The 2116-nt window shown below is 72.2% G+C and carries 1 protein-coding gene and 1 pseudogene; both read right to left on the bottom strand.

The genetic code is table 11. From position 1 onward, the window contains the following. On the bottom strand, positions 1-1074 hold a 1074-nt coding region (locus ACWF94_RS39340), incomplete at its 3' end, for a protein kinase (protein ID WP_453499914.1). A 213-nt stretch (positions 1075-1287) separates the two neighbouring features. Beyond that, positions 1288-2116 (bottom strand): annotated as a pseudogene (locus ACWF94_RS39335) (serine/threonine protein kinase); the annotation flags it as partial.

Below are 2116 nucleotides of genomic sequence, written 5' to 3'. Positions count from 1 at the left end.
GTCGTGCCAGGTCCCGGCGAGCCGTGCGTGGCCGGGGTTCTCGGAGCCGTACTCGTCGTCGTCGCCGTACGCGTCGGACTCCTGGGGCTGCGGCTCACGCGCCCACCAGTCCGGGTCGTGTCCCGTCTGCACCGGACGGCCGCCCTGGCGCTGCTCCTCGCTGATACGGGCAGCGGCCCGCGCGCCCGCCCGGTAGGCGGCGATGGCGCCCGCCCTGGCGGCCCGTACGTCCGGCACCCCGCCTCCGCCGGTGCCGGGGGCCGGGGCCGGGACCTGCTGGTCAGGCTGTTCCCGTTCCCCGGGGTGGACACCGTCGTCGTACTCGTAGCCGCTGTCGTCGTGGGGGTGGCCCGAGGGGGCGCCGTAGCCGTCAGCGGGGCCGGTGCCGGTGAAGGTGCCGCTGAAGGTGTCGACATCGGTGCCCGTATCGGTGCCGGTATCGGGTGAGGGGTCTCCGGGCGGCGCTTCGGGGGCCTCGAACGGCACCGGCGCGTATCCGCACAGCGCCTCCTCGGCCGCGCCTGCCGCGAGCCCGGTGAGCACCACCCGCCCGTCGTCGCAGACCAGGACCGTACGGGAGGTGATGTTCCGGTGGATCCAGCCGTGGGCGTGCAGCACGCTCAGGGCGGTCAGCACATCGGATGCGACCTCGGCGGCCCGGTAGGGGGAGAGGGGTTTGTCGGCGAGGAGCGCGGCGAGCGGGCGGGCCGCGACGCGCTCGCTCACTATCCACAGCGAACCGGCCTCCGCGAAGACGTCGAAGACCTGGTCCAGGCGGGGATGGTCGGGGATCTGCGCGGCGGCCTGGGCCGCTTCGACGGCGCGCAGTACGGCGGGGTCCGTGGGCCTGCGGGTGGTGCGCCCGGGGGTCCTCCTGGGCACGGGCGCTCCGGCCCGGCCGTCGGCGTCGACGACCTCGGCCTCCACGACCTCCGGCAACGGCACCTGTCGCAGCAGGACTTCCTGTCCGCTGTAGGTGTCGAACCCGCGGGTCTCGGCCAGATCGTACTCGTCGGAGGGGGGCAGGGGCAGGCGATAGCGGTCGGCGAGCACCCTTCCCGCATAGTCGTCCACGTCGCCTCCCCTCACAGCGCGCTGCCCGCTCGCACGGCTCCCCGTCCGGGCGGTCCGCCCGCCTCCCCCTGGGGGCGGTCTACCCGCTCACACGGTCGCGGAGTCCGCCGCGAAACGCCAGAACACCAAAACGTCAATTCGGGTCAATTTTGGTCGTTCTGCGACCCGTTGCGGCTGCGTACCGTCCGCGACCTCTCACGATACGTGCCCGGCTCAGTCCTTGGGCTTAAATGTCGCGAACGCCGTATCCCGCAGCGTCTTGCACTCCGCCTTGTCCCACTCGGTCGCCTTGCAGCTGATCATGATGGAGTACCCGCGCTTGGCGTCCACCTTGAATCCCCGGTTGAGAACACGGACCCGGTGGCCCTGCTGATCGCGCTCGAACTCCCAGTCGGCGACGGTCGGATAGCCCTTGTACTCGACCGGCCGTATGTACCGGTGCTTGTAGTTGTCGCTGGCGGCGGCGGTCGCGGTCATCGCGGCGGCCCAGGCGGCCTCGGCGTCGTCCTTGGGGCTGGCGTTGAAATCGACCTGAATCCGGGGGAACCCGCCGCCGCTGCTGAATATCCCGCCCGAGTTCCGTCCGGCTATGCCGGTCTGCTTGAAGCCCTTCGGCATGGCCATGGTGAAGCGGAACGCGTCGCTCGAAACCGTGGTGTACCCCGCCGGCACACCGCTGCCCACGGGAGCACCGGCCCCGGGCGGCTTCGCACCGTCGTCGCCCTTGCCCGGACCGCCCTCGACGGAGTCGTCCCGGCCCGGGCCGGCCGGGTCCGGTTTGCCCGTCGTACCGTCCGTGGGGTCGGTTCCGGAGTCACCCTCCGGGGGATTGCCCGCGCCGCCCGGGGTCTTGGCGGCGTCCGAGGCCGGTGTGTCCTGCTTGCCCTTGGCCCCCTTGTCCTTGTCGCCGTCACCGAGTGTCAGGAAGAGCACCGTGGCGACGATCGCGAGCGCGACCACAACCGCGACGATCACCAGGGTGCGCCGGGGCACCACATCGGTGAGCGGCGCCAGCGTCCGCGCAGCCCGCTGGACGGGCGGC

The sequence above is a fragment of the Streptomyces sp. NPDC055078 genome, assembly GCF_053607985.1.
Note: the sequence above shows the minus strand (reverse complement) of the source record. Positions and strands in the feature narration are given on the sequence as shown.